General features: G+C 68.7%; 21 protein-coding genes. 4 read left to right on the forward strand and 17 right to left on the reverse strand.

Annotated elements, in window-relative coordinates; all coding sequences use genetic code 11:
- Window positions 1–18: 18 nt before the first annotated feature.
- From HRJ34_RS03890 to HRJ34_RS03945, 13 genes are all read right to left on the reverse strand, one after another.
- Window positions 19–1,752 carry an N-acyl-D-amino-acid deacylase family protein gene (locus tag HRJ34_RS03890; RefSeq protein WP_208633406.1) on the reverse strand — a complete coding sequence of 578 codons (1,734 nt, stop codon included), beginning with the start codon at window positions 1,750–1,752 and terminating at the stop codon, window positions 19–21.
- Window positions 1,753–1,822: 70 nt separating this feature from the next.
- Window positions 1,823–2,560 carry an alpha/beta fold hydrolase gene (locus tag HRJ34_RS03895; protein ID WP_226949189.1) on the reverse strand — a complete coding sequence of 246 codons (738 nt, stop codon included), beginning with the start codon at window positions 2,558–2,560 and terminating at the stop codon, window positions 1,823–1,825.
- Complete coding sequence (locus HRJ34_RS29135) at window positions 2,473–2,919, reverse strand: epoxide hydrolase N-terminal domain-containing protein (protein ID WP_226949036.1); 447 nt, start codon at window positions 2,917–2,919, stop codon at window positions 2,473–2,475. The genes HRJ34_RS03895 and HRJ34_RS29135 overlap by 88 nt, the downstream gene beginning before the upstream one ends.
- Window positions 2,920–2,924: 5 nt before the next feature.
- Window positions 2,925–3,773 (reverse strand): metal-dependent hydrolase, encoded by an 849-nt coding sequence (locus HRJ34_RS03900; RefSeq protein ID WP_208633407.1) that lies wholly within the window; start codon window positions 3,771–3,773, stop codon window positions 2,925–2,927.
- Window positions 3,774–3,793: 20 nt separating this feature from the next.
- Window positions 3,794–5,089: a cytochrome P450 gene (locus HRJ34_RS03905; RefSeq protein WP_030090028.1), complete on the reverse strand. Its 1,296-nt coding sequence runs from the start codon at window positions 5,087–5,089 to the stop codon at window positions 3,794–3,796.
- Between the two features lie 75 nt (window positions 5,090–5,164).
- Window positions 5,165–5,698 carry a MarR family winged helix-turn-helix transcriptional regulator gene (locus HRJ34_RS03910; RefSeq protein WP_016744542.1) on the reverse strand — a complete coding sequence of 178 codons (534 nt, stop codon included), beginning with the start codon at window positions 5,696–5,698 and terminating at the stop codon, window positions 5,165–5,167.
- Window positions 5,699–5,725: 27 nt separating this feature from the next.
- Window positions 5,726–6,946: a cytochrome P450 gene (locus tag HRJ34_RS03915; RefSeq protein ID WP_208633408.1), complete on the reverse strand. Its 1,221-nt coding sequence runs from the start codon at window positions 6,944–6,946 to the stop codon at window positions 5,726–5,728.
- A 22-nt stretch (window positions 6,947–6,968) separates the two neighbouring features.
- Complete coding sequence (locus HRJ34_RS03920) at window positions 6,969–7,961, reverse strand: SDR family NAD(P)-dependent oxidoreductase (protein WP_208633409.1); 993 nt, start codon at window positions 7,959–7,961, stop codon at window positions 6,969–6,971.
- Between the two features lie 3 nt (window positions 7,962–7,964).
- A complete protein-coding gene (locus tag HRJ34_RS03925) occupies window positions 7,965–8,282 on the reverse strand; it encodes a 2Fe-2S iron-sulfur cluster-binding protein (protein WP_208633410.1) in 318 nt (105 codons plus the stop codon).
- Between the two features lie 4 nt (window positions 8,283–8,286).
- The gene (locus HRJ34_RS03930; RefSeq protein WP_208633411.1) at window positions 8,287–9,528 is read right to left on the reverse strand and encodes a cytochrome P450; all 1,242 of its coding nucleotides are present in this window, start codon (window positions 9,526–9,528) and stop codon (window positions 8,287–8,289) included.
- Window positions 9,529–9,582: 54 nt separating this feature from the next.
- Entirely contained in the window at window positions 9,583–10,224 is a 642-nt protein-coding gene (locus HRJ34_RS03935; protein ID WP_011951216.1) for a TetR/AcrR family transcriptional regulator, read from the reverse strand.
- A 40-nt stretch (window positions 10,225–10,264) separates the two neighbouring features.
- Complete coding sequence (locus HRJ34_RS03940) at window positions 10,265–11,860, reverse strand: GMC family oxidoreductase (RefSeq protein WP_208633412.1); 1,596 nt, start codon at window positions 11,858–11,860, stop codon at window positions 10,265–10,267.
- Complete coding sequence (locus tag HRJ34_RS03945) at window positions 11,857–12,999, reverse strand: serine hydrolase domain-containing protein (protein WP_208633413.1); 1,143 nt, start codon at window positions 12,997–12,999, stop codon at window positions 11,857–11,859. The genes HRJ34_RS03940 and HRJ34_RS03945 overlap by 4 nt, the downstream gene beginning before the upstream one ends.
- Window positions 13,000–13,099: 100 nt before the next feature.
- On the opposite strand from HRJ34_RS03945, the gene HRJ34_RS03950 reads away from it, so the two are divergent.
- The 4 genes from HRJ34_RS03950 to HRJ34_RS03965 all read left to right on the forward strand — a co-directional run bounded on the left by HRJ34_RS03950 (window position 13,100) and on the right by HRJ34_RS03965 (window position 18,014).
- Entirely contained in the window at window positions 13,100–13,846 is a 747-nt protein-coding gene (locus tag HRJ34_RS03950; protein WP_011951219.1) for an enoyl-CoA hydratase/isomerase family protein, read from the forward strand.
- 100 nt (window positions 13,847–13,946) lie between these two features.
- Window positions 13,947–15,935 carry an oxidoreductase gene (locus tag HRJ34_RS03955; RefSeq protein ID WP_208633414.1) on the forward strand — a complete coding sequence of 663 codons (1,989 nt, stop codon included), beginning with the start codon at window positions 13,947–13,949 and terminating at the stop codon, window positions 15,933–15,935.
- Window positions 15,929–16,906, forward strand: coding sequence for a TauD/TfdA dioxygenase family protein (locus HRJ34_RS03960; RefSeq protein ID WP_208633415.1), 978 nt, complete (start codon window positions 15,929–15,931; stop codon window positions 16,904–16,906). Before HRJ34_RS03955 ends, HRJ34_RS03960 begins: the two co-directional genes overlap by 7 nt.
- A 118-nt stretch (window positions 16,907–17,024) precedes the next feature.
- Window positions 17,025–18,014, forward strand: coding sequence for an alpha/beta fold hydrolase (locus tag HRJ34_RS03965; RefSeq protein ID WP_208633416.1), 990 nt, complete (start codon window positions 17,025–17,027; stop codon window positions 18,012–18,014).
- Here the strand turns inward: HRJ34_RS03965 and HRJ34_RS03970 are convergent.
- The 4 genes from HRJ34_RS03970 to HRJ34_RS03985 all read right to left on the reverse strand — a co-directional run bounded on the left by HRJ34_RS03970 (window position 18,011) and on the right by HRJ34_RS03985 (window position 22,557).
- Window positions 18,011–19,264, reverse strand: a complete 1,254-nt coding sequence (locus tag HRJ34_RS03970) for a hypothetical protein (protein WP_208633417.1) — start codon at window positions 19,262–19,264, stop codon at window positions 18,011–18,013. The two genes, HRJ34_RS03965 and HRJ34_RS03970, sit on opposite strands and share 4 nt — an antisense overlap.
- Window positions 19,261–20,472, reverse strand: a complete 1,212-nt coding sequence (locus tag HRJ34_RS03975; RefSeq protein WP_208633418.1) for a sulfotransferase family protein — start codon at window positions 20,470–20,472, stop codon at window positions 19,261–19,263. The genes HRJ34_RS03970 and HRJ34_RS03975 overlap by 4 nt, the downstream gene beginning before the upstream one ends.
- 182 nt (window positions 20,473–20,654) lie before the next feature.
- Window positions 20,655–21,359, reverse strand: coding sequence for a MarR family transcriptional regulator (locus HRJ34_RS03980; RefSeq protein ID WP_226949037.1), 705 nt, complete (start codon window positions 21,357–21,359; stop codon window positions 20,655–20,657).
- 70 nt (window positions 21,360–21,429) lie between these two features.
- Window positions 21,430–22,557 (reverse strand): acyl-CoA dehydrogenase family protein, encoded by a 1,128-nt coding sequence (locus HRJ34_RS03985; protein WP_208633420.1) that lies wholly within the window; start codon window positions 22,555–22,557, stop codon window positions 21,430–21,432.
- Window positions 22,558–22,564 lie beyond the last annotated feature (7 nt).

A 22,564-nucleotide genomic window follows, 5' to 3' on the forward strand; every position in this document is an offset into this window, starting at 1 on the left:
GTTCCTTCGTTCGATCGGTCAGGCGGCGACGGGGGCGGAGCGGCCGCCGCGAACGAGCCGGCCGGGCAGCGCGCCGGTCGGCTCGCCGTTGCGATAGGTGACCACGCCGCTGACGATCGTCGCCTCATAGCCGTCGGCGCGCTGCGACAGCCGCCGCCCGCCGGTCGGCAGGTCGTAGCTTGCATGCGGCGCATGGAGGTGCAGCCGCTCCATGTCGATCACGTTGAGGTCGGCCTTGTAGCCGGGCTTGACCAGTCCGCGATCGTCGAGGCCCACCGTCCGCGCCGGCTCATAGGCGAGCTTGCGGATCGCATAGGGCAGCTCGATCCGGCGATCGGGGTCGGCGTCGCGGACCCAGTAGGTCAGGAAATAGGTGGTGTAGGCCGCATCGCAGATCATGCTGTAATGCGCGCCGCCGTCGCCGAGCGCGGGCACCGTATAGGGATGCTTGACGAGGTGGCGGCCCGAGCTTTCGAACTTCTCGCCCTCGGCATTGCCCATCGGCCGGTAGAGCACTTCATGGCCGTCGCGTTCGAGCAGCGCGTCGTAGATCAGCTCCCTGGGGTCGATCCCTTGCGCGCGCGCCTTGGCGGCGATGCTGTCCTCGGCGCTCGGGTTGTAGTTGGGCGGATCGCCCAGCACGAACAGGGCGTCGAGATCGGACACGATGAACTTGAAGAAGGGCTGCGGGTCCTCGGGCGATTCCGAGATCAGCCGCTTGCGGAAGTCGGGGGCGCGCATCCGGGCGACCTTCTGGTCGAGCGGCAGATGCTCGATCTCGCGGAAGCTCGGGTTGAGCGCGAAGGGATGGAGCGATAGCTCCAGTCCGAGCAGGCCGCCGGTCGGGCGCGGGATCACCTGCCCGCGAATTTCCAGCCCTTCGGCGTTGGCCTGCTCCAGGTCGGCCAGCGTCTCGCGCCAGTCGCCCGGCGTCTGCGGGGTCTGCATGAAGGTGAAGGAGACCGGCCGCCCCGAAGTCTTGGCGATGTCGCGCAGCAGGTCGAAGCGCTGGCGCGCGGTGACGTCGTAGCTCGGCACCATCTGGAACACGCCCTTGCCGGCGTCGCGCAGGCCGGCGGCGAGCGCCAGCACCTCCTGGTCCTCGGTCGGCACCGACGGCGCCAGCTCGCCGGTGCGGAAACGATGGGCGTAGCTGCGCGAGGTGGTGACCCCCAGCGCGCCGGCCTCGATCGCCTCGGCGGTCAGCCGCCGCATCTCCGCCAGATCCTGCTCGGTCGGCGGTTCCAGATGCGCGCCGCGCTCGCCCATGACGTAGACGCGGAGCGGCGAGTGGGGGAGCTGCGCGGCGAAGTCGATGTCGCTCTCGCGCTTGTCGAGCGCGTCGAGATAGTCGGGAAAGCTCTCCCAGTCGAACGGCACGCCCTCGGCCATCACCACCTCGGGGATGTCCTCGACGCCTTCCATCAGCTTGATCATCAGATGATGGTCGCCCGGCTTCACCGGAGCGAAGCCGACGCCGCAATTGCCCATCACCACCGTGGTCACGCCATGGTCTGACGACGGCGCGAGCCGGTTCTCCCAGGTGATCTGCCCGTCATAATGGGTGTGGACGTCGACGAAGCCGGGGGTGACGATCCGCCCGCGCGCGTCGATCTCCTCGGCGCCCTTGCCTTCGACGGTGCCGACCGCGACGATCCGCCCGTCCTTGACCGCGACGTCGGCGGTGAAGGGTTCGCCGCCGGTGCCGTCGTACAGCGATCCGCCGCGGACGACGATATCGAACTCAGCCATCTGTCCACTCCTCATGTCCCGCCAAGCCTATTCCCACGTCCGCCGCCCGACAAACGCGCGGCGCCAGCCTTCAGCCCTGTGATATCTGCGCGAAGAAGCGCCCGACATTGTCGGCGAAGGCCGCCGGCTCCTCCAGCGCGGCGAAATGGCCGCCCGCTTTCATCTCCTGCCAGTCTGCGACATTGAAGGCGCGTTCGGCCGCGCTGCGCGGCGGATAGGGCATGAACTCGGCGGGGTAGAGGGCGAGGCCGGTCGGCACCTCGATCCGCTCGCCCGGCCGCGCCTCGGTGAAGATCGTATGGTACATCCAGATCGCCGACTGGACCGCGTCGTTGACCAGATAGGTCATGATGTTGTCGAGCAGCCAGTCCTTCGGGAAGCGGCTCTCGATGTCGCCGCCGGTGTCGCCCCAGCCGTGGAATTTCTCGCAGACCCAGGCGGCGAAGCCGATCGGCGTGTCGGCCAGCGCCAGGCCGATCGTCTGCGGCTTGGTGGCATGTTCCATCATATAGGCGGATTCGCGCAGCTGGATCGCCGACAGCTTCTGCCGATAGGCCGCCGTCTCGGCATCGTCGCCGTCGGTCGCGGGCGGCGCCATGAACAGGTTCAGGTGGATCGCGCTCACCACGTCGCCATGGCCGGCGCCGAGCGCGGCGGTCACCGCCGATCCCCAGTCGCCGCCCTGCGCGCCGAAGCGGGGATAGCCGAGCGCCTCGGTCATCAGCCTGCGCCACAGCCGGGCGACCCCGGCGGGTCCGATCGGCCGGGGCGGGCGGGACGAGAAGCCGTAGCCGGGCAGCGACGGGATGACGAGGTCGAACCCCTACTGCCGCCAGCGGCTCGATCAATGCCGAGGAATTTGAGCACCGATCCCGGCCAGCCATGGGTCAGCAGCAGCGGGCAGGTCCGCGCCGCGCACATGGATGAAGGATGTCGATCCTGTCGATCCGTGCGGAAATGGGGCAGCCGGTTGAGCGCGGCCTCACAGCGGCGCCAGTCGTAGCGGGTGCGCCAATGGTCGAGCAGCCCCGCCAGCCAGCGCGCGTCGGTGCCGTAGCGCCAGTCGGCGTCATCCTCGGGAGCATAGCCGACCTCGCACAGGGCAAGTTTGGCGGCGATCCGATCGAGCTTCGCCTGGGGAATGTCGATGCGGAAGGGTTCGACCATCGCCGTCAGGCCGCCGCGCGGCCCATGTCGCCGCCCTTCTCGAACCGCTCCAGATAGGCGGCCATGCCGCGCGGCTCTGGCCGGCGGGCGGGGTTGTAGAAGGGGGAGAAGACCTTGAGGATCTCGGCGCCCGCGGTGCTGCGCATATGCGCCTGGAATTGCTTGACGCTCGCCCTGGATCGCTCGACCTCCTCGGGCGTCATAGACCGGCGATCGGCATCGATCAGCGTCTGGGCGACGCGGTTGGTGTAGGCGCCGAGGTGGCGGACGGTGCGGACGAAGCCGTAGCAGCGATAGAGCCAGCCGTTCCAGAAACGGCCCCACAGGCTGCGGGCGTAGAGCGCGCGGAACAGCTGGAAGCAGACCTCGCGATGCTCATATTCCTCGGCCATGTGCCATTTCCACAGCGCGACCGCCTCATAGTCCGCGCCCTCCAGATAGGGCCGGTATTTGTCGAACCACATCACCGCGCCGAGCGAGCCCAGCGCCTCGAACCCTTCCGAATAGGCGAGGCAATATTTCAGCGATCGGCGGTCGAGCATCTCCTGATATTCGCGCTCGATGCGCCGTTCATGCTCGACGATCTCGGGATAGGCCTCCCGGATGCGGCGGTTGAAGCCGGCATGCTGGCGATAATGCTGCGCCTCCTGCGCGATGAAGATGTCGATCACCGCATGGAGCCGGGTCTCGCCGGCGGGCAGCGCCGCCTTGGCCTTGTTCATCACCTTGATCAGCCAGGGCTCGACGAACACCGGGATGGTCGAGGAGGCGTTGACGTTGTGCGCGAACTCGCGGTTCGGCGCCCAATGCGGGCGGACCTGCGAGTAATCGATCTTGGGGATACGGGCTTTCATGGGTCCTCTCCTCGCCGCCCTCAGCCCCAGGCGACCGGGAGCCGGCGGCGGCCCCAGTACATCCAGCTGTCGATCCGCTCGGTCTCGCCGGTCAGGCGCAGGTTCGGCAGCCGCTCGACCAGCTTGCGCAGGCCGATCTGCGCCTCCAGCCGGGCGATCGGCGCGCCCAGGCAGAAATGGACGCCATAGCCGAAGGAGAGGTGACGCTTCACCTGGTTGAGCGGGCGATCGATCCGGAACATGTCGGGCTCTTCGAAGATGGCGGGGTCGCGGTTGGCGCCCATCATCGAGAACATCAGCTTGCTGCGCTCGGGCAGTTCGGCGCCGTGCATCGTCACCGGGCACAGGCTGGTGCGGAAATGCGAGTTGATCGGCGGATCGAAGCGCAGGCTCTCCTCGATCGCATTCTCGACCAGTTCGGGGTGGGCCTTGAGCTGCTCCCACAGCTCGGGTTTCTCCAGCAGCCGCCACACCACGTTGGTCAGCAGGCTGGTGGTGGTCTCCTGGCCGCCGGTCAGGAAGGCGGTGCAGATCTGGAACAGCTCCTGGTCGTTGAAGCGCCGCCCCTCGACCCGGCTGACCAGGCCCAGCGAGATATAGTCGAACGGCAGCACCGTGCCCCAATGCTCATGGGTCGGGTCGTCGATGCCGGCGTCGCGCAGCAGCGCCTTGCGCTCCTCGATCAGCCCCATGAAATGCGGCATGATCTCGGCGATCAGCGACTGCTCGGCGGCGGGGTTCTTGTCGTTGAACAGCAGCGACTGCAGCTCGTCGGCCCAGCGCTTGTAGTCGGCGTACATCGCCTGGTCGGCGCCGAGCATGAAGCACATGGTGCGCGCCGGCAGCGGCAGGGCGAACAGGTCGTGGAAATTGCCGCTCTTGTCGGCGCGGGCTTCGAGGCCGGCGACGAGCTCCTCGGCGATCGCCTCGACCTCGGGCTGGTAGAACTTCATCCGCGACGGGGTCATGCCCTTGCGCAGCGCCGCGATATATTCGAGGTGGAAGGGCGGATCGGTCAGGATGCCGAAGTCGCTGAACTCGGCCCAGTCGATCGGCCCGTCGCCCCATTTGAACGACCACACCGGATTGTCGGAGAGGACCTTGTCCCGGATCTCCTTGTAATCGCTGGTGATGTAGAACTGATATTCGTCGCCCTGATAATGGTAGAAGGGGCATTTGGCGGCGAGCTCGGAATAGGCCGGGCCGGGATTGCGCACCGTCTCCGGATCGAGCGGATCGAAGGCGTGATCCGCCCCGGTCTTGAGCTCCCGTTCAACCGCTTCGTCGCGTGGCCTGGCCTGCGCCGCACCCGTCATCCCGTCCTCCATTGTCTGGTGCGGGAAATTTACGCCGGGCCCGGCTGCGAATTGAACGGCGAATTGTTTAGGGTCCTAATCATCACCGTGGGGCACGCCCACGAAGTCGCGGTCGAGCTGCTCGTGCATCTCGCCGAGAATCCGGCTCAACGCCTCGCGATCCATAGCCGCCAGGCGGCGGAAGAGCTGGACGATCTTCGCTTCGCTGGCGATCAGCGATATCGCATCCTTGATGAGGGCGCGGCCCTTGTCGGTCAGGTGCAGCTCGAAGGCGCGCTTGTCGTCGCCGCACCGTTCGCGGACCAGCAGGCCGTCCTTCTCCAGCCGGGCGACCCGCGTCGACAGCACCGCGTTCGAGACATAGAGGATCGAGGTGAGATCGGTCGCCCGCAACGCGCGGCGGCGGTCGCGGCCGAGGCTGCCGAGCAGATGGACGTCGGCGAAGCTGTAGCCGAGCTTTCGCGCGATCCGGTCGAGGTCGGTCGCGACGAGATGGCCGACCGTCGACAGGTGCCACATCGTCGCGAAATATTCGACGTCGAGCTCGGGCAGCAGCCGCGCATAATAGTCGCGTCCGGCTTCCAGCTCCTCGATCGGTTTCTTGGGCATGGCGGCGCTTGTGCCACCGGCCGGCGATCAGGGCCAGACCAGTTCCAGCCGCAGCACGCCGTTGACCATGCCGGTCGCCAGCACCGGGCTGGTGCCCGGCCTGATCCGGAAGTCGGGGATGCGGCTCAGCCATTCCTGGAGGAAGATGCGGATCTCGCGCCGGGCGAGCACCGCGCCGGGGCAGGCGTGGGCGCCGTTGCCGAAGGCTGCGTGGACCGGCTTCTCGCGGGAGAAGTCGACCACCAGCGGGTCGGGATTGAGCCGGTCGTCGACGCCGACGAACAGGTTGGCGGGCAGGATGCGGTCGCCGGCGCGGAAGCTGACCCCCTTATAGTCGAAGTCGCTGGCGATGACGCGCGCGGTGTTGGCGAGACCGTGGCGGCGGACCATCTCCTCGATCGCATTCCTGACGAAGGCGTCGTCGTCGAGCCGCTCGACCAGCTGGCGGCGCTGCCCGGGATTCTGGGCCAGGAAGCGGGCGATGAAGGCGATCATGCCGGCCACCGTGTCGAGCCCGCCGAACAGGACGAGGGTGGCGTAGGAGGTCGCCTCGGCCTCGGAGATGCGCTCGCCGCCGATGTCGACGTTGACGAGCTTGCTGAGCAGGTCGTTGCCCGGTGTCTCGCGGCGCGCGCGGATCCAGGGGAGCAGATAGGCGCCCATGAGCTGCTGCGAACGGCCGCGCGTCTCGGCATCGCGGCCGCGCACGGAGTCCTCGGCCAGGGTCAGCAGATAGGCCTTGTCGTCGAGCGGCAGCTCGACCAGCGCGAGGAAGACGTGGATCGGCAGGACCTTGGCGAAATCCTCGACGAACTCGCATTCGCCGCGCGGCAGCAGCCGCTCGACCGCATCGATGGCGACCTGCCGCACCTTCGCTTCCAGTTCCGCGACGATCGACGGCATCAGTGCCTGCATCAGCGGGCGGCGGTAGCGGGCGTGCTCGGGCGGGTCCATCTCCAGCGGAATCTGGCGCGGCGCGTCCGGCATCGGCGGCAGCACGATATGCTGGTGCGAGAAGCGGCTGTAGTCGCGCTGCATCTCGATAATGTCCTCGCCGCGCGTGGCGACCCAGTGGCCGCCATTGTGCGGGGTCCAGAAGATGTCGGGCGACGCCTGCTGGATGGCGCGATAGGCGGCCTGGATGTCCTCGGCGGCGCCGGGGATGTCGTAGAGGTCGAAATCGCGGACCAGATCGGCGGGGACATGGTCCGGCCGGGGGGCGAGCGCTCTTTCCGTCACGTCGTGCATCGATGCTCCTCCGGTCTCGGCGTCAGGCGGCGGGGACGGCGGCTGCGTCGCGCTCGCGCGCGGCGGCGGCGACGGCGTTGAACTCGTCATAGACGGTCATCGGCCGGTGCAGCGTCGTGGCGTCGCATATCCGGTCGAAATGCCCGGCGACGTCCTCGACGCTCGGCGCCTCGGGCCCCGCCGGGGAAATCCAGCCCTGCGTCGCCTGGATCAGCACCTGCGCATAGCGGCCGCCATTGGCGCTGAAGATGCCGTGGGTCGTCCGGCATCGCTCGCTGGCGAGATAGAGGGCGAGGGGGGTGTTGAACGCCGGCAGCAGCCGGTCCTGCACCGCCGAATAATCGGCCTCCTGCACCGACCGGGCGAAGTCCGGTATCTCCATGAAGCCGTCGTCCATCTCCGCCATCAGCCGGGACTGGGCGGTTGGCATCAGCAGGTTGGAGGTGATGCCATAGGCCGATCCCTCGATCGCGACGATATGGCTCAGCCCCATCAGACCGCCCTTGGCGGCGGCGTAGTTGGCCTGCCAGGCATGGCCGAACATCGCGCTGGCCGATCCGGTGAAGACGAAGCGGCCATAGCCGTTCCGCCGCATGATCCGGTAGGCGGGCTGCGCGACGTAGAAGGCGCCCTTCAGATGGACGTCGATCAGCGCGTCGAGCTTGTCGTCGTCGATATCCTCGAAGCGGGCGTTGCGCAGGAAGCCGGCATTGCTGATGACGATGTCGACCTTGCCGAACGCCTCGACCGCGGCGGCGACGATCGCCTCGCCACCGGCGCGGGTGGCGACGCTGTCATGGTTGGCGGCCGCCTTGCCGCCCGCGGCGCGGATCTCGTCCACCACCGCGTCGGCGGCGTTGCGCGAGGCGCCGACGCCCGCGCCGCTGCCGCCCAGGTCGTTGACCAGCACCGCGCCGCCGCGCCGCGCGATCTCCAGCGCATAGTCGCGGCCGAGCCCGTTGCCGGCTCCGGTGATGACGGCGACGCGGCCGTCGAAGCGGATGTCCTCGGCCATGGCTCAATCCTCCGGCGCGATGGCGACGCGGAGGCCGGCAAGGCCATCGTCGACGGTGATCTGGCACGACAGGCGCGAGGTCGCGTCGCGATGGTCCGAACTGTCGAGCAGGTCGCTCTCGTCCTCGCTCATCGGCGGCAGCGCGGCGAGGAAGGCGGGGTCGACCTTCACATGGCAGGTCGCGCAGGAACAGCAGCCGCCGCACAGCGCCAGCAGCTCGTCGGCGCCGCCGTCGCGGATCACCTCCATCAGCGACAGGCCGGTGTCGGCCTCCAGGCTCAGCTCCTGGCCGTCGCGGGTGGTGACGATGATGGTCGGCATGCGGTCAGTCTCCGAAACGGACGTGGAGATGCCTGGGCACGCGCATCATCGAGCCCTGGATCCGCGGGCGCGGCTCGTCAGGATCGAAGCGCAGCCCGGGCAGGTGATCGAGCACGGCGTGCAGCGCGCGGGTCATCTCCACCCGCGCGAGATGCTGGCCGACGCAGATGTGCGGCCCGCGCGAGAAGGCGAAATGGGGCTTGCGATCGCGGAAGATGTCGAAGCGATCGGGATCGGCATAGATCTCCGGATCACGATTGGCCGCGCCCGCCACCACGTCGAGCAGCGACCCGGCCGGAATGGCGACGCCGGCCAGCTCGGTGTCTACCGCCGCCATCCGCATCTGCACCGCCACCGGCCCGTCCCAGCGCAACGCCTCCTCGATCGCCTGCGGGATCAGCCCGCGATCGGCGCGGATCGCCTCCATCTGGTCGGGATGTTCGAGCAGCGCGGTCAGCAGGATGCTGGTGCCGCGATAGGTGGTGTCGCCGGCCGCGTTCATCAGCTGGCGCAGGAAGGAGATCAGCACCTCGTGCGGCAGATATTCGCCGTCGGCCTCGGTCGACGCCAGCAGGCTGACGAGATCGTCGCCCGGATCGCGCCGGCGCTCCTCGACCAGCGCGGTGAAATAGTCGCCGAGCTTGCGCCCGGCCTCGATCGCCTTCTCATGGTTGACATAGTCGGTCTGGCCGAGCGCCAGCCGCTGGAAGGTGCGGACGTCCTCCTCGGGCAGGTCGAGCTGGTGGTAGATGACCTCGAACGGATAGCGCAGCGTGAACTGCTCGATCAGGTCGGCGCGGCCGAGCGGCAGGAATTTGCCCATCAGGCCGTGGACCACCGGATCGACGATCGTCTCGCCCCATTTCTTCACATACTGGGGCAGGAATATCTTCTGGAAGATCCGGCGCCAGCGGCCATGCTCCGGATTGTCCATGGTGCTGATGCTGCCCTGGCCGAAGGTGACGCCCAGGTTGAACTTGTAGCCCGCGTTGGAGAAGCGATCGGTGTCGGTGAGCACCTCGTTCACCTCGCGCGATCCGACGACGGTGAACATCTTGCGGTCGGGGTAGAGCGCCGCGGGCAGGCCCATCAGCGGGCGGTAGCCGCCCTCGATCACCGGCGCCTCGGCGCGCCACCGCGCGATCAGCGGATAGGGATCGGCATGATCGCCGAAATTGATCTCGTCGGAATTGAACGGATCATAGTTCGGATCGTCGAACTCCTGGATCCGGACGGCGCTCTCCATCGCTCACCACCTTATATGAAGTGAGCACTACATAAGAGCGCGCCGTCGCCGCTGTCAATCGGAGCGGCCCCGCCACATCATATCCGCGATCATTTGCTCGAGCGCCGCGATCAGCGCCTCGCGGTCGGTGTGCGGCGGGAACAGCATCGGCTGGAACAGCACCGCCGAGGCGATCATGCCAAAGCCCAGACGCACCGCGATGGCGGTATCGGCGCGGGTCGCGCCGTCCTGGGCGGCATAGGTGGTCGATTTCTCGAAGAAATTGTCGAGCCCGCCGAAGGGCAGGGCGGGCTGCCCCCGGCCGTCGGCCGGCATCTGGAACAGCAGCGCGCGGAACATCTCCTGGTTCTGCTCGAACAGGGTGTAGACGGCGCGGACGAAGCGCCGCGCGTCGGCGTCGCGGTTGGGATCGCGCGGATCGGGGTGGAGGGCGACGAAGTCCTCCATCAGCCGGTTGAACGGCGCGGTCACCACCTCGTCGAACAGGGTCGCCTTGTCGCCATAATAGCGGAACAGCAGGGTCTCGCTGACGTCGGCGAGGCGGGCGATCTCCTTGGTCGTCGCGAAGGCGTAGCCGCGCTCGGCGAACAGCTCGCGCGCCGCCGCGCGGATGCGCTCGACCACGTCCTCGCGGGTGCGGCGGCGGCGGCGGGTGCGGGGCTCGGGGGCGGCGTCGATCGCGGCGGCGTTGCTCATGACCGCTTTAGACCGTCTCGCAAGGGCCGAGTCCAGCGCACTAGCGGTTGCGCCCTTCGAGGATCAGCGAGGCGGCGTGCCAGGCCGCCGCCATGATCGGGCCGTTGGTGTTGGCCGAGACCATCGCCGGCATGATCGATCCGTCGACCACGCGCAGTCCGTCGACGCCGCGCACGCGCAGCTTCTCGTCGAGCACGGCGTCGTCGAAATCGCCCATCCGGCAGGTGCCGCAGGCATGGTAGCCGGCCTGGCCCTGGCTGCGGAAGGCGGAGAGGATCTGCTCGTCGGTCTGCATCGACCGGCTCGGCTCGCGCTCGCCGATCACCATCGGCGCGATCGCCGGCTGGCGCATCCATTCGCGGATATAGCGGTGCATGGCGACGGTGACCGCGCAGTCATAGGGATCGGTCAGATAGCCGGCATGGATCTGCGCGGGCTGGTTCGGATCGGCCGAGGCGATCCGCACCCAGCCTTCGCTGCGCGACCGCAGCGGATAGCCGAACAGCTGGACGCTGTGGCCGCGATCGACGACCATATTGCCCTTGGCGTCGGGCATGGCCACCGCCGGCGAGAACAATATCTCGATATCCGAGGTCTCGGACTCGGGCAGCACCCTGGCGAAGGCGCCGACCGTGCCATAGGCCACCGCCATCATCCCCGACCGGCTGAGATAATAGCGCAGGACGTTGGCGGCGAGGCGCAGGCCGCGCAGTTGCGGATTGTGGCTGTAGGGCACGGCGATGTCGAACTGCATCATCATCAGCCGATGCTCGAGCAGATGCTCGCCGACGCCGGGGCTGTCGATCACCGGGGCGATGCCGATCGCCTGGAGATGCGCGGCGTTGCCGACGCCCGAGCGCTGCAATATCTGCGGCGACATCAGCGATCCCGCCGACAGGATGACCTCGCCCTCGGCATCGAAGCGCTGCGCTGCGCCGCCGACCGTCGCGGCGACGCCGATCGCGCGGCGGCCGTCGAACAGGATGCGGTCGACCGTGGCGCCGGTGACGACGCGCAGGTTGGGCCGTCCGCGCGCCTGCTTGAGGAAGGTCCGGGAGGTGCTCTGGCGGCGGCCCTTCCAGATCGTGCGGGTGGCGTAGCCGACGCCTTCCTGCCGGGGCCGGTTGAGGTCCTCGACGCGGGGCAGGCCCATCTGCTCGCCGGCGGCGATGAACGCCTCGGTCAGCGGGGTCCGCTCGCGCTCGATGCTGATGCCGAGCGGGCCGCTGCCGCCGCGCACCTCGTCCTCGCCCAGCTCGTGCCGCTCGATCGCGCGGAAGGCCGGGCCCATCGCATTCCAGCCCCAGCCCTTGGCGCCGAGCCTCTCCCAGCCGTCATAATCCTGCGGCTGGCCCCGGAAATACATCATCCCGTTCACCGAGGAGGAGCCGCCGAGCATCTTGCCGCGAATCCAGGTCTCGGAGGGCACGTCGTCATGCGCCTCGGTCTGGAAATACCAGACGTGGCGCGGATCGGTGTAGAGCTTGGCGACGCCGCGCGGCATGTGGATGAAGGGGCTGCGGTCCTCCGGGCCTGCCTCCAGCAGCAGCACCCGGTGCGCGGGATTGGCGGACAGCCGGTCGGCCAGGACGCAACCGGCCGATCCGGCGCCGACGATGATGTAGTCCCAGCTCACAGCGCGGCCCGGATCACGTCGCCGATCAGGGTGCGGCTGTCCTGGTCGATCTCGATCGTGTCGAACATGCGGTTGTGGCAGAAGGCGACCGCGAGCTTGCGGTCGGGATCGGCCCAGCCGATCGACCCGCCCATGCCCGGATGGCACAGCGCGCGCATGCTGCGCGGGCTGGAAACGGGCGGAGCCTCCGCGCCGCCCAGCCAGAAGCCCGCCCAGCCGATCGGCACCTTCATGCCGAAGAACACCGGATCGGCGTCGTCGAAATGCGGGCGCGGGCCGGCGAAGCTCGCCACCCGTTCCTCGGACAGCAGGCGGACGCCGCCCAGCTGCCCGCCATTGGCGAGCATCGCCCAGAAGCGCGCCTCGCTGCGCGCGTTGAAGATGCCGCCCACCGCCGGGATGCAGGCGCGGCGGACATAGGGGCGCTCGAACGGGTCGGGCATCAGGTCGACGACCAGCGGCTGCGCCTCGCGCATCGCATTGCCGTCGGGCATCACATAGACGGCGACGGCGTCGAGCCTGGCGATGCGCGGCTCGACCTCGGCGGGAATGCCGAACCACAGGTCGGTCGCGCCCAGCGGCTCGGCGATCTCCTCGCGGACGAACTGGCCGAACGGGCGGCGCCTAGGATCGGTGCGGCGGACCACCTCGCCGACTAGCCAGCCGAAGGTCATCGACTGGTAGGAGGAGCGGCTGCCGGCCGGATAGGCGCCCGGCATCTCGGCGATGCGGCCGCACATCCAGTCCCAGTTGGTCATCAGCTCGGGCGTGACGTCGGACGGCATGCGCAGCACGCCCGAGACATGGCCGAGGACGTGGCGAACGGTGACGTCACCCTTGCCGGCCTGTGCGAACTCTGGCCAGTAAGCAGCGACAGGTGCGTCATAATCGACCAGGCCGCGCTCGACCTGGATGTGCAGCGCGGTGGCGGTGACCGCCTTCGACACCGAATAGACGTTGAACAGCGTGTCGCCGTCGACCGGGCGGCCGGTGTCGGGATCGGCGATGCCGGCCCAGCAGTCGACGACCTGCTCCTCGCCGACCCAGGCCGCGACCTGCACGCCGATCTCGCGCCCGTCGGCGACGAGCGAATCGAGGGTGCGCTGCACCGCCTCGTTGACCTTGTTCGCCACCGCCATATCGCGCCTCTCCCTCTGGTCCCGTCTCTTCCGTTCGCTCCATCTATCAAGTACGCACTACATAGTATAGTGCGCGGCGGAACAGCCGGAAGGAGAGGCCATGGGCGGAAAATACGAGACAATCGCGCTGCGACGCGAGGGCGGCATCCTCGAACTGCGAATCCATCACAAGGGTGAAGCCGCGCGCTGGGGCTTGTGGGGCGGGCTGCACCGCGAACTGGGCCAGGCCTTCGCCGAGATCGCCGCCGATCCCGATCTGCGCGCGCTGATCCTCACCGGCACCGGCGACAGCTTTTGCGCCGAATTCGACATGGAGGGCGAGATGCCGCCGCCCATGTCCCCGGCGGTCTGGGACGTGATCTTCCGCGAGGGGCGGAGCCTGCTCAACAACCTGCTCGCGATCGAGGTGCCGGTCATCGCCGCGGTCAACGGCCCCGCCTTCATCCATGCCGAACTGGCGGTGCTCGCCGACATCGTGTTGGCATCCGACACCGCCATATTCGCGGACAAGGCGCATGGCGTGGCCGGGGTGGTGCCCGGCGACGGCGTCCACACCGTCTGGCCGATGCTGCTCGGCCCCAATCGCGGCCGCTATTTCCTGCTGACCGGGCAGGAGATCGGCGCCGAGGAGGCGCTGGCGCTGGGCATCGTCGGCGAGGTGCTGCCGCGCGCCGCGTTGCTCGACCGCGCCTGGGACCATGCTCGCGCCATCGCCGCGCGCCCGCCGCTGGCGATGCGCTACGCCCGGATCGCCCTCACCACCCGGCTGCGCGAGCAGGTGGCTCGCGAACTGGGGCCCGGCCTGATGCTCGAAGGCATGGCGGTGCTGGCGGGGCAGGGTGGCTGATTATCCCGGAATACTAAAAAGTATCTTCAAAAACGAAGGGATTATATCGTCAAGATGGCGGGCTTATTCTCCATTCCAAGATAGAAGGAGGGAGAGGAGCTTGGGCTTCCCGCATCTGTTCGCGCCGTTCGCGATCCGCGACCTGCGCCTGAAGAACCGCATCGTCATGGCGCCGATGGAGAGCCATCTCGGCAATGCCGACGGTTCGGTCTCGAAGGAGGCGATCGCCTATTATCGCGAGCGCGCTCTTGGCGGCGTCGGCATGGTCGTGGTCGAATATACCTGCGTCGACGGGCAGGAGGGCTTCAGCTCGATGGCGCCGCAACTTCGCCTCGATTCCCCCTTCTACCGCTCGGGCCACGGCAAGCTGGCGGCGGCGATCCAGTCGGGCGGGGCGCGGGCCTGCGTCCAGCTCAGCCATGCCGGCCGCCAGTCGCGCGAGTCGGTGCTGGGGCGGCAGCCGGTCGCGCCGTCGGCGGTGCCGCTCACGTCGCTCTACCTGAACGCGGTGCCGCGCGCGCTGGAGGCGGATGAGATCGCGCGGATCGTCCGGCGCTATGCCGATGCCGCCGCGCTGGCCGCGCAGTGCGGCTATGACGCAGTGATGCTCCACGGGGCGCATGGCTATCTGCTCCAGCAATTCCTCTCGCCACTGGTCAACCGCCGCGACGACGAATGGGGCGGCGATTTCGAGCGGCGGCTGCGCTTTCCGCTGGAGGTGGTGAAGGCGGTCCGCGCCGCGATCGGCAACATGCCGCTGCTCTACCGCCTGTCGGTGTCCGACTTCATCGAGGGCGGGCTGACGATCGAGGACGGCGAGCGGATCGCGCCGCGCCTGTGCGAGGCCGGGGTCGATGCGATCGACATCTCCTGCGGCTCGCTCGACCGGGTCGACGTGATCGTCGAGCCGATGTCGATCGAGGAGGGCTGGCGCCTGCCGATGGCGCGGCGCATCCGCGCGGCGACCGGCAAGCCGGTGATCTGCGCGGGGGTGATCCGCCGGCCGGAGATGGCCGAGGCGGCGGTCGCGGCGGGCGATGCCGACATGATCTCGCTCGGCCGCGCGCTGCTCGCCGATCCGCTGTGGCCGAACAAGGCGCGGATGGGGCGCGCCGACGACATCCGCCCCTGCACCTCGTGCAACTGGTGCATCAAGGAGACCGGCAGCAATCGGGGAGTGAGTTGCGCCGAGAATCCGCGCTGCGGCCATGAGACCGATCCGCCGATCGACACCTTCGGGTGCGGCCGGCGCGCGGTGGTGGTCGGTGCGGGGCCGGGCGGGATCGCCGCCGCGCTATTGCTCGACCAGGCCGGCTTCGCGGTGACGCTGTTCGAGAAGCGCCGCACCGCCGGCGGCAACCTGATCACCTCGGCGACGCCGCCGAACAAGGAGAAGCTGTTCTGGTATCACGACTTCCTCCAGCGGCGACTGGCGGCGAGCGGGGTCGACCTGCGGCTCGGCACCGAGGCGACGATGGAGACGGTCGACGCGGAACGGCCCGACGTCGTGGTGGTCGCGGGCGGATCGCGGCTCGCGCCGCTCGAACTGGGCGGATCGGGTGGGCTGCCGGTCCATCCCGCCTTCGCGCTGCTGCTCGGCGACGTCGAGCTTCCGCCGTCCTCGCCCGAGCGGCCGATCCTGATCTACGGCGGCGGCGAGACCGGAACCGAGACCGCCGAGCATCTCGCCGGGCAGGGCCACCATGTCCTGCTGGCGACCCGTTCCGACGCGGCGATGCTCGCCCGCAACGCCGAGCCGCTCTACCGCATCCACCTGCTCCAGCGCCTGCGCGCCAACGCCGCGATCACCGTCGCCGACCATAGCCTGCTGACCGCGATCGAGGGCGATCACGTCCTGCTCGAAAGCGGTGGCAAGACGCGGCGCCAGCCGGCGGCGGCGGTGCTGCTGGCGCATGGGCTGGTGCCCGACACGGCGCTTGCCGAGGCGCTGCGCGACCTGCCCGTGCCGGTGGTGCCGATCGGCGACGCGGTGCGGGTCGGCCGCATCGGCGAGGCGGTGCGCGACGCCTATCGCTGCGTCCAGGATCTACGAAGGACCCTATATCAACCGGAGGCCATAGCATGCTGATCGAAGACACCAGGGCCGAGGGCCTGACCATCCGCCCGCTGGCGCCGGGCTTCGGCGCCGAGATCGTCGGCGTCGACCTGAGCCGGCCGATCGACGCGGCGACCGAAGCGGCGATCCGCGCCGCCTGGATCGAGCATGGCATATTGCTGTTCCGCGGCGCCGAGCAGGACGATGCGGCGCAGATGCGGCTCAGCGCCGTCTTCGGCGAGATGGAGCCCGCCGCCACCGCCGACATGAACGATCCCGACAACAGGTTCATGATGACCCTGGCCTATGATCCTGACGACAAGGCGCCGCGCTTCCAGCAGCATTACAATGTCGGCGGGATCGACCGCGCCGGCTGGCTCGGCTGGCATTGGGACCAATCCTTCATGCCGACCATCGTGCGCGGCGCGGTGCTGCGGATGGAGATGCCCTCGCCTGAGATGGGCGAGACCGGCTTCATCGACGCGGTCGGCGCGTGGGAGCGTCTTCCCGACGAGCTGAAGGCGCGGATCGAGGGGCTCGAGGTCGTCTATCTGTTCAACCCCGATTTCGTCTCGGGCCAATATGGCTTTCCCGAGGATATCCGCGCGCTGCCGCGCGAGCGGCCGTCGAAGGAGCCGTCCTATGATTTCCCGCCGGTGGTCCACCCGATGGTGATCACCCAGGTCGAGACCGGCCGGAAGGTGCTCAAGCTCTCGCCGATGCATGCGCGCTATATCCTCGGCATGGACGCGGCCGGGAGCGACGCGCTGCTCAAGGAGGTGGCGGCCCATCTCGTCGACCCGGCCCACGCCTATTTCCACGACTGGCGGAAGAACGACATGGTGGTGTGGGACAATTGGCGAGTGATCCACGGCGCCAACGGCGTGCCGCTCCATTGCGCGCGCCGAGCCCGCCGCACCACGATCATGGGCGATTATGAAGTCGGCCGCTACCTTGATCCGACGCTCGACCGCGACCGCAAGGTGAAGCGGCTGGTCGACTGAGCTGCAAGCGGCCCGCCCATCTCATCGAATGGGTGATGAGGTGGGCGCCGGCCTTCTGGTCGGCCGCCGGATCGGGCACGGTCCGCGCCTATCCCAAAGAGAGGCGGGGAGCGCGACTATGCAGCGGATCGAGCGGCGGATCGACGTGAGCGAGGCGGCGGGGCTGGGCGAGCCGGTCGAGATGGCGGTGAGCATCGTCCTGCCCGATCCGGTGGATATACCGGAACGCCCTGTGGCGATCTTCGCGGTGCCCGGCGGCGGCTATTCGCGGGCCTATTATCATCTGAGCTTCGCGGGCCATGAAGGCTATGACGAGGCCGCCTGGCACGCCGCGCGCGGGACCATCCATGTCGCGATCGACCATGTCGGGGTGGGCGAGAGCAGCATTCCCGACCTGTCGCGGATCAGCTTCCAGACCCTCGCCGCGACCCATGACAGTTGCGTCCGCCAGGTCGCGGCGATGATCGAGCGGGGCGATCTGGCGTCCGGCTTCCCGGCCTGTCCGGGCCTGTTCCGCGTCGGCATGGGGCAGTCGATGGGCGGCGGCGTCACCATCCTCGCGCAGGGGCGCTTCGCCAGCTTCGACGCGATCGCGCCCTGCGGCGTCAGCGCGATCCACACCGCTCTGCCGCAGCGCAGCGCCGAGGAGTTTGAGCTCGGCAAGCGCCGCTTCGCCGAGGTCAGCGTCGGCGACGCCAGCCAGAGCCACCTGACCACCAGCCATGACGGGGTGGACTATGTCTATCCCTTCCACTGGGAGGACGTGCCCGCCGACATATTGGAGGCCGACATGGTGGGCGGCTATCCGATCCGCCGGACGGCGCCGGCGTTCGGCAGCCTGACCATCCCGCATTGCGCGGTGCAGATGATGACGCCGGGCTGCTTCGCCGAGGATGCGGCGCGGATCGCGGTGCCGGTGCTGGTCGCGGTTGGCGAGCGCGACACCTGTCCCGATCCGCGCGCCGAGCCTTCGGCCTATCGCGCATCGCCCGACATCGGCGTGTTCATCGTGCCGCGCATGGCCCACATGCACAATTTCGCCTCGACCCGCGAGCTGCTGTGGCAGCGGCTCCATGGCTGGAGCCGGATGCTGGCGGCAACCGCTTAGGCCGTCGTCCGCCGGTCCCATTCGCGCTGCCGCCGGGCGATGCGGGCGGCGCGTTCGGCGGCGTCGACGCGCGTCGCGTCGGCGGGGACATGCCGGTCGATCTCGGCGAAGGGAACGATGTCGAGCCAGTGGCGCGGGCCCTCGCGGACCTGGGTCGCGGGGATGCCCTGCCAGCGGATCATCGGCAGCAGGTCCTTGAGCCCGCCCGTGTCGACCCAGTTGGCGATCCCCGGATCGCGCGCCGAGACCACCAGGCTGATCGTGCCGTCGGCATCATGCTCGGCCTGGGCGGCGGTGAGGCCCGACTGGATGCGGTGCGCGTCGATCGAGCGATACCACCACATCGCCATCTGGAAGCTGTTGTAGCAGGCCCCCGCCGGATCGAAGCGGACGATCGCGGCCTGGTCGTCCTCCAGATGGAAGCGGCCGAGGCTGCTCGCCTGGGTGACGAGGCCGCCATAGCCGGCGACCGCGACGGGCTGGACCATCGTGTTGATCGGCTTGCCCGCCGAGAGGCGGAAGAACCAGTAATAGAGCGGCACGTCCTCGCGCATCCGCCGCAGCGCCTCGTCGAGCCGCTGTTCGAGGTCCAGCGGCGCGGCGGCGTCGAGCCGTTCGATGCTCAGGTCGAGCGGGGTCTCGCATCCCCAGTCCATCATGCTGTCGCGGATGAACAGGAATTTGGTGCGCGGCGTGCTGGTCAGGTGATTGGGCCGGCCAAGGGCGGGATCGCCGTCGATGCTGATCGCGAAGCTCCCGTCCTCGTCGACCGCGATGCCCGGCAGTTCGAGCGTCTGGGCGGTGACCGACGTTCCCCAATTCTCGACCAGGGTGAAGGAGACATGGGCGGGCCGGGCGTCGAGGATGCGGCCGCTGACCCGATAGCGGCCCCTCGGCGCGATGCCGGCGAGGCGGTAGCAATTGTCGGGATTGTCGCCGCCCATGCGCGCGTCGGGAACGTCGCCGCCCTGCCAGCGATAGCCGGGCATGAAGTTGCGGACGATGCGCGGCGCGGCCGGATCGATCGCCGTCGCCTTGAACAGATAGTTGGTGACCCAGCCGTCCATGGCGCCGTCGAAGCTGTCGAGCAGGCCGTCGGGAATGTCGGTGCCGTGGCCGACGCGCCAGAGCTGCGCGGCATGGTCGCGCGCCGCGCGGGTCTGCGGCAGCGCCCACATGTGCCGCACCTCTTCCTCGGCGGCGAACTGGTCGGCATTGGCGATCGGATTGGGCGCGATCGGGTTGGTCATGCGAATTTCCCGAGCCCGAAGCGCCGGCAATAGCCCTCGAACGCCGTCTCGATCATCCCACGCGTCAGGCCATAGGGCTCCATCGTGTAGCGGTAGCGGCCGTAGCGATCGGGCGCGTTGGCCGGATCGGCGAGCCACGCCTGCATCCGCGCCTCGAATTCCGGACCATAGTCGAGCCCCCATCGGCCATAGGCCTTGCGGACGATTGCGATCGGATCGCGGACCAGTTCGCGGAAGTCGACGTGCAGGATGCGCGGATCGTCGACGAAGGGGCTTTCGATCGCCTGTGCGACCGACTGGGCGATGCCCTGGACGAAGGCCGGGCCGAGTTCCCTGAAATCCATCTGCCAGTTGGTGATCGCGCCGTAGAGAACGGCGGTGATCGCCATGGTCGACGGATGCACCTCGACCGGGTCGCGGTGCGGCCAGATGCAGAGCGCGTCGGGATAGGCCTCGAACAGTTCCTCCAGCACGAACTGGTGGTAGATGCCCTTCACCACCCAGTGCTTCGGCTCCTGGTTCCACTGGAGGTGCTGGAGGAACTGGCGGTGGAAGCCATAGGCCTCGCGCGCATTGCCGGCGTCGAGGATCATCGCCAGCGCCGGCATGCGGTAGAGCAGGGTGGGATAGGCGTTCTGGAAATCGAGGGTGAAGATCTCCTCGTCCTCGATCAGGCAATGGCCGCGCTTGTCCCAATAGGGGTGCATGGTCAGCAGTCCCGGCGTCTGGGCGACCAGCCGGTCGAGCTCCTTGCCGGTATATTCGACCCGCTCGGGCACCACCGGCACTTCGCCGGGGGGCGGGGAGGGATCATGCGTATGCCACCACAGCGGGGCGCGGGCCTTGGGGTCCTCCGCCAACAGCGAGTGGATCAGGGTGGTGCCGGTGCGGGCGAAGCCGATCACGAAGATCGGGCGCTCGATCCGCTCCTCGGCGATCGCCGGGATGCGCTTGCGGTCGGCCGCCAGCCGCAGCCGCGTGGCGAGCAGCTTGCGGAGCTGAAGCTCGACCTCTTCCTTGCGCTCGCCGGCCATGACGACCTGCCCGTTGACCCATGACACCAGCTTCTCGACCCGCCCGCGCAGGCCGTCGTCGAGCCTGTCGAAGGCGCCGCTGACGATCCCGGCGCTGTGGAACAGCCGCTCGACGTCGATCGGGGTGCCGTCGCCGGCGCTGCCGGTCCTGATGTCGGGTGATCTGCTGCGCATCGGCGGGCGTCCTCTCATCCTCAGCCGGGCTGTCGCCGGCTGCCGGTGATTGTGTAGGATGCTTCACCAGGTTTCTCAATTATCGCGGCGGCGCCATCGTATATGTGAAGGGCATGTCATGATATTCGATGGAACGGCGGCGTCGTGAAGGCGGTTGAGGACATGAAAAGAACGATCGTTCTTTATAAATCGTCCGATTCCGCCTCGATCAACGCCTGGGCGGCCTGTAGGGCATCGAGCATCACCCGATAGTCGTGCCCGGACAATGTCGTCGGCCACATGATGTGGGACGAATGGCGGTCGAGCTCGACGAGGCGCTGGAGCAGCGCGATTCCGTCTCCGGTGAGCTGGACGAGCATGCCGCGCCGGTCGTCGGGATTGGGCACCCGCTCGATCAGGCCGAGCGCGAGCAGCCGTTCGAGCCGCTTGGCGACGCCGGCGAGCGAGATGACGAAATGCTTCTTGAGGGCGGTGGGCGCGAGCCGATGCGGCGGGCCGGCGCGAAACAGCGTGTCGAGCACCAGCACCTCGCCCGCCGTCAGCCCCTCGCTGGCCGCCGTCCGGGCGAGCCCAATCTCGATGCTGCGCGCGAGCCGCAGCAGCCGCACCGTCATCATATAGGCGCGGGTCAGCTCGCCGTCATAGCTGGCGGACCAGCGCTCCCCGGCCTCGTCGAGCCCGGGGTCGGCCGTGCGGAAGGAAGGTCCCGGCCGCAGCCTGCGATCCGCCGACCAGGCCAGCACCCCGGCCTCGACCAGTTCGCCGACCCGCCGCGCGGCGGAGGACTTGCTCGCATAGCCCCAGAGTTTGGCCAGCCCCGCCATCGACGGGATCGTGCCGTGCCGGGCATGATGCGCCTCCAGCGCCGCGCGGCACGCGTCGATCATGGCAGCGGTCGTCCGGCTTCGGGCCATGCCGCCATCATGGCGTCCCGGAGCCGGCGAGGGAAGCCGTCGATCAGGCGAACAGGCTGTCGCCGAAGCGCTCGGTGTGGCGGACCAGGTCGCCATATTGCTTTTCGAGGCTCATCAGCCGGCGGAAATAATGGCTGACCGCATATTCGTCGGTCAGGCCGTAGCCGCCATGGACCTGGATGCCGTTGCGCGAGACGAGCTGGCCGGCCTCGCCGATCACGATCCGCGCGGCCGACAGGGCGGCGGCGCGCTCGGCGGCGGGGCGGCTGCTGTTGGCGATCGCATGATAGAGCATCGAGCGTGCCTGGTGGGTCGCGACGAACATGTCGGCCAGGATGTGCTGGATCGCCTGGAAGGAGCCGATCGCGGCGCCGAACTGCTTGCGCTCCCTGGCATAGTCGCCGCAGATGCCGATGCAGGCCTCCATCGCGCCGACCGCCTGCGCCATCAGCGCCACGCCGGCGCGATGGATCGCCTCGTCGAGCACGGCTGCGCCGCCATGGCCGCCGACCAGCAGCGCCTCGGCGGGGAGCGCGACGTCGGTCAGCCGGATGTCGGCGGCGCGGGTGCCGTCGATCAGCGGATAGGCGTCGACGGCGAGGCCGTCGGCATCGGACGGCACCAGGAACAGCGCGACCCCGTCCTCGCCCTCGATCCGCGCCGAGACGATCAGCCGGGCGGCGCTCGGCGCGTCGGCGGTCATCAGCTTGGCGCCGGTCAGGGCGAAGCCATCGGCGGTGCGCCGCGCGACGGTGGCGACGGCGTCGGTCGACAGCGGATCGGCGCCCGGTTCCTGATGGGCGAGGGCGACGCGCAGCGCGCCGGTGGCGATCTCGCCCATCAGTTCGTCGGCGCGGCTTGGGTCGGCGGCCTGGCGGAGGATCTGGCCCGCCAGCACCACGGTGCTGACATAGGGCTCGGTGGCGAGCGACTTGCCCAGCGCGATGTTGAGCAGCGCGACGTCCTCGATCGTGCCGTCGAGCCCGCCGGCCGCCTCGGGCAGCGGCAGCGCCAGCCAGCCCAGCTCGGCGAACCGGGCCCAGCGGCCCTCGTCGAAGCCGAGCGGATCATGGCGCCGCTCGCGCCAATATTCGACGCCCGAGCTGTCGGCCAGCAGCCGCTCGGCGCTGTCGAGCAGCATCGTCTGAATGTCGGACTTGGCGAAATCCATGGGTGAT

Origin of the sequence: Rhizorhabdus wittichii (assembly GCF_017607425.1) — a bacterium.
Classification (GTDB): domain Bacteria; phylum Pseudomonadota; class Alphaproteobacteria; order Sphingomonadales; family Sphingomonadaceae; genus Rhizorhabdus; species Rhizorhabdus wittichii.